The 3,547-nt window shown below is 52.0% G+C and carries 2 protein-coding genes, 2 tRNA genes and 2 rRNA genes; all 6 read left to right on the top strand.

Annotated features, from left to right (window positions below; translation table 11 throughout):
* Positions 1-187 (top strand): 23S ribosomal RNA (locus C1713_RS00075); the annotation flags it as partial.
* A gap of 194 nt (positions 188-381) precedes the next feature.
* Positions 382-498 (top strand): 5S ribosomal RNA (gene rrf, locus C1713_RS00070).
* 52 nt (positions 499-550) lie between these two features.
* Positions 551-626: transfer RNA gene (locus tag C1713_RS00065), tRNA-His, on the top strand.
* Position 627: 1 nt separating this feature from the next.
* A tRNA-Trp gene (locus C1713_RS00060) sits at positions 628-703 on the top strand.
* 135 nt (positions 704-838) lie between these two features.
* Positions 839-1,396, top strand: coding sequence for a hypothetical protein (locus tag C1713_RS00055; RefSeq protein WP_009442225.1), 558 nt, complete (start codon positions 839-841; stop codon positions 1,394-1,396).
* Positions 1,397-1,570: 174 nt separating this feature from the next.
* Positions 1,571-3,388 (top strand): translational GTPase TypA, encoded by a 1,818-nt coding sequence (gene typA / locus C1713_RS00050; protein ID WP_009442224.1) that lies wholly within the window; start codon positions 1,571-1,573, stop codon positions 3,386-3,388.
* The last annotated feature ends 159 nt before the right edge of the window (positions 3,389-3,547 follow it).

Here is a 3,547-nt window from a genome sequence, read left to right as displayed (position 1 = left end):
GCCGGGTAGCTGCGTCCGGAAGGGATAAACGCTGAAAGCATCTAAGCGTGAAGCCCGTCCCGAGATGAAGTATCTCATTCCTAAAAGGAAGTAAGACCCCTTGAAGAAGACAAGGTAGATAGGCTGGATGTGGAAGCACAGCAATGTGTGCAGCTGACCAGCACTAATCGGTCGAGGGCTTGACTTATTCTAAGAAGGTATAGCCTAACAATTTGCTTGCAGTTTCTTCTGTGAAGTTTTGAGTGAGCAAGACTCATTCAGAGCGGTCAGTGTCAGCCAATCGTCTGCGTCCTTTGGACTTGACTCTTGGGACACTTTCCCATACGACTTGTTACCCAATCGCATGCGCCCTGCGGGCTTTGCTCTTGGACAAGTCAGTAATGCGGTGATGATGCCTGGACGGTTCCACCTGTTCCCATTCCGAACACAGCAGTTAAGCGTCCACAGGCCGAGGGTACTTCGTTGGAGACGACGTGGGAGAGTAGGTAGTTGCCGCAAAGGATAGAACTCGTGAATGACGTGTTCACGAGTTCTATTTATGAATGACATGGCGGCTTTGGTGAAGCGGTTAACACACTGGATTGTGGCTCCAGCATGCATGGGTTCGATCCCCATAAGTCGCCCCATAGGGGTATAGCTCAACTGGTAGAGCAACGGTCTCCAAAACCGTAGGTTGTGAGTTCAAGTCTTACTGCCCCTGCCATTGAGGTTCAGCCGTATCGATTTGATACGGTTTTTTTGTTCTTTTATCTTCTTTTTCTTGTCAAACATTCCATTATAGTGTAGAATGACGAACAGCAAAGAGCTTTTGCTGTCTATTTAAGGAGGAGATCGATCCATGAAGAAATTCGTCCAAATGGCGCTTGTTTTGTGTCTCACGCTGCTTGCCGTACAGGTGAGTGCTTCCCCTTTTACGGATAAGGTTACGCTGCCCGAGGGCGCGGTGCTTACAAATGTCAATCGTTTGGCGATCGGAGCTCCGCTTTATGTGCAGGTTGAGAATACCGCTCCTTCCATTGATATTTTGACGCAGATTGAGGCAGATGCGTCCAATGTGACGCGTGCCAATGTGGTCAGCTATGATACGGTTGCGAGTGATCTCCAGCAGAGCAAGGGGATCGATCTGAAGGCTCTTCCGCGCCGTGATGCAGCAAAGGCGTTCAAGGATAATGTTGCTTCCTATGCGAATGCCTATGTCATTTTGACCGTTGCGAATAATAGCCGTACGGTGTTCTTCTTCGATGTTTACCGTGCCGGTACGAACGAGCTCCTCTACACGTATGAGGTGCGTGCAAATAAGTCAGATGGGAATACGGTGGCGACGTTCTCCAAGCTTTCTGAGCAGTTCTACAAGAATTGGCAGCGTTCGGTGGAGGCGCAGAGCAAAGGAAAGTAAGCTCTTTCATACAGTGGGGCTGTGGCACGAAGTTAATTGGCTTTGTGTCACGGCTTTTTTGTTTTGCGTGGGAAAATGTAGCATCTGCTCATAATACCTGTTGACAAAGATGCTTTGCTATACTAAGATAGACACACTATCTTTTGAACGGAACTATGGGGAGGAATATGATATATGGCGATCAATGAAAAACTGCGCAATATCGCGATTATTGCTCACGTTGATCATGGTAAGACGACGCTGGTCGATGCGATGCTGAAGCAGAGCCACGTGTTTCGCTCGAACGAGCAGGTGAACGAGCGCGTGATGGACTCGGGTGATATCGAGCGCGAGCGTGGGATTACGATTCTTTCGAAGAATACGGCGATCCTCTATGATGGGATCAAGATCAATATCGTGGATACTCCCGGTCATGCGGATTTCGGTGGTGAGGTGGAGCGCGTTCTCAACATGGTGGACGGTGTTCTCCTGCTCGTCGATGCGTTTGAGGGCCCGATGCCGCAGACGAAGTATGTTCTGCGCAAGGCACTCGAACAAGGGTTGAAGCCGATTGTTGTCATCAACAAGATCGACCGTCCGGATCAGCGTGTGGACGATGTGTACGATGAGGTTTTGGAGCTCTTTATGGAGCTGGATGCGGACGATGACCAGCTCGATTTTCCCGTGATCTATGCGGCGGCGCGCGACGGTATCGCCAAGTTTAACATGGAGGATACGAACGATAATCTCGAGCCGTTGATGCAGACCATCGTGAAGGAGATTCCGGCGCCGCAGGGCGATGCGGAGGGGCCTCTGCAGATGATGGTGACGACGCTCGAAGCAGACGACTATGTTGGTCGCGTTGCCATTGGGCGCGTGATTCGTGGATCGGTGCGCCCCAATCAAAATGTGGTTGTGATCAGCGGCGACCATGAGACGAAGGCAAAGGTCGGCAAGGTCTATGTGTATCAGGGACTCAAGCGCGTCGAAGTCGATGAAGCGGGGATGGGCGAGATCGTCGCTCTGACGGGGCTCGGCGATGTGAGCATCGGTTATACTGTGGCAGACGCGGAGAATCCGGAGGCACTGCCGACGATCAATATTGATGAGCCGACGCTCTCCATGACCTTCGGTGTCAATACGAGTCCGTTTGCAGGCCGTGAGGGGCAGTTCGTTACGTCGCGCCATCTGCGTGATCGCCTGTTCAAGGAGATCGAGACGAATGTCGCCATGCACGTCGAGGAGACGGATTCCGCCGATGTGTTCAAGGTATCGGGACGTGGTGAGCTGCATCTTTCCATCCTGATCGAGCAGATGCGCCGTGAGGGCTATGAGCTGCAGGTCGGAAAGCCCGAGGTTGTCTACAAGACGATCAACGGACAGAAGTGCGAGCCGATGGAGAATCTGACGGTTGAGGTTCCGCAGGAGTATATGGGCGCCGTGATGGAGGCGCTCGGTACGCGCAAGGCGGAGCTGTCGAATATGACGGAGCTGTCGGGCTATATCCGCATGGAGTTCTTTATCCCGGCGCGCGGGCTGATCGGCTTCCGTTCGGAGCTCCTGACGAGTACGAAGGGCAATGGGATTATGAATCATATCTTCCACGGCTATGTTCCGTACAAGGGGGATATGACGGGCCGTTCGCATGGGTCGCTTGTTGCGTTTGAGCAGGGTGAGACGACGGGGTACGGAATTTTCTCCCTGCAAGATCGCGGGACGATGTTTATCTCGCCGGGCCAGCAGGTCTACGAAGGGATGATTGTCGGGGAGAACTCACGCGATATTGATATGGACATCAATCCGTGCAAGAAGAAGAATGTCACGAATATGCGTACCTCTGCCTCAGATGAGGCGATCCGCCTGACACCGCCGCGTATTCTGAGTCTGGAGCAGGCACTGGAGTATATCAATGATGATGAGCTCGTCGAGGTGACGCCGGAGAATATTCGCCTGCGCAAGGCGATTCTCGATCGTACGGCGCGCGGCCGTGCGGCGAAGAATGCGCGCAAGTAACGATGAAAAGTTTTTCCCTAAATTGCAATATTAAATCGGACAGTAGAGCATAACAGAATCAAAAATTATGGGTGAAGATTTTTTAGCGCGGCATCGAAGCGCTCTTGTGGCGTCTCATAACCTAGAATTTTACGTGGCAGTGAATTGATCCAATCCTCT

Source organism: Centipeda felix, from assembly GCF_900186465.1.
GTDB lineage: Bacteria > Bacillota > Negativicutes > Selenomonadales > Selenomonadaceae > Centipeda > Centipeda felix.
Note: the sequence above shows the minus strand (reverse complement) of the source record. Positions and strands in the feature narration are given on the sequence as shown.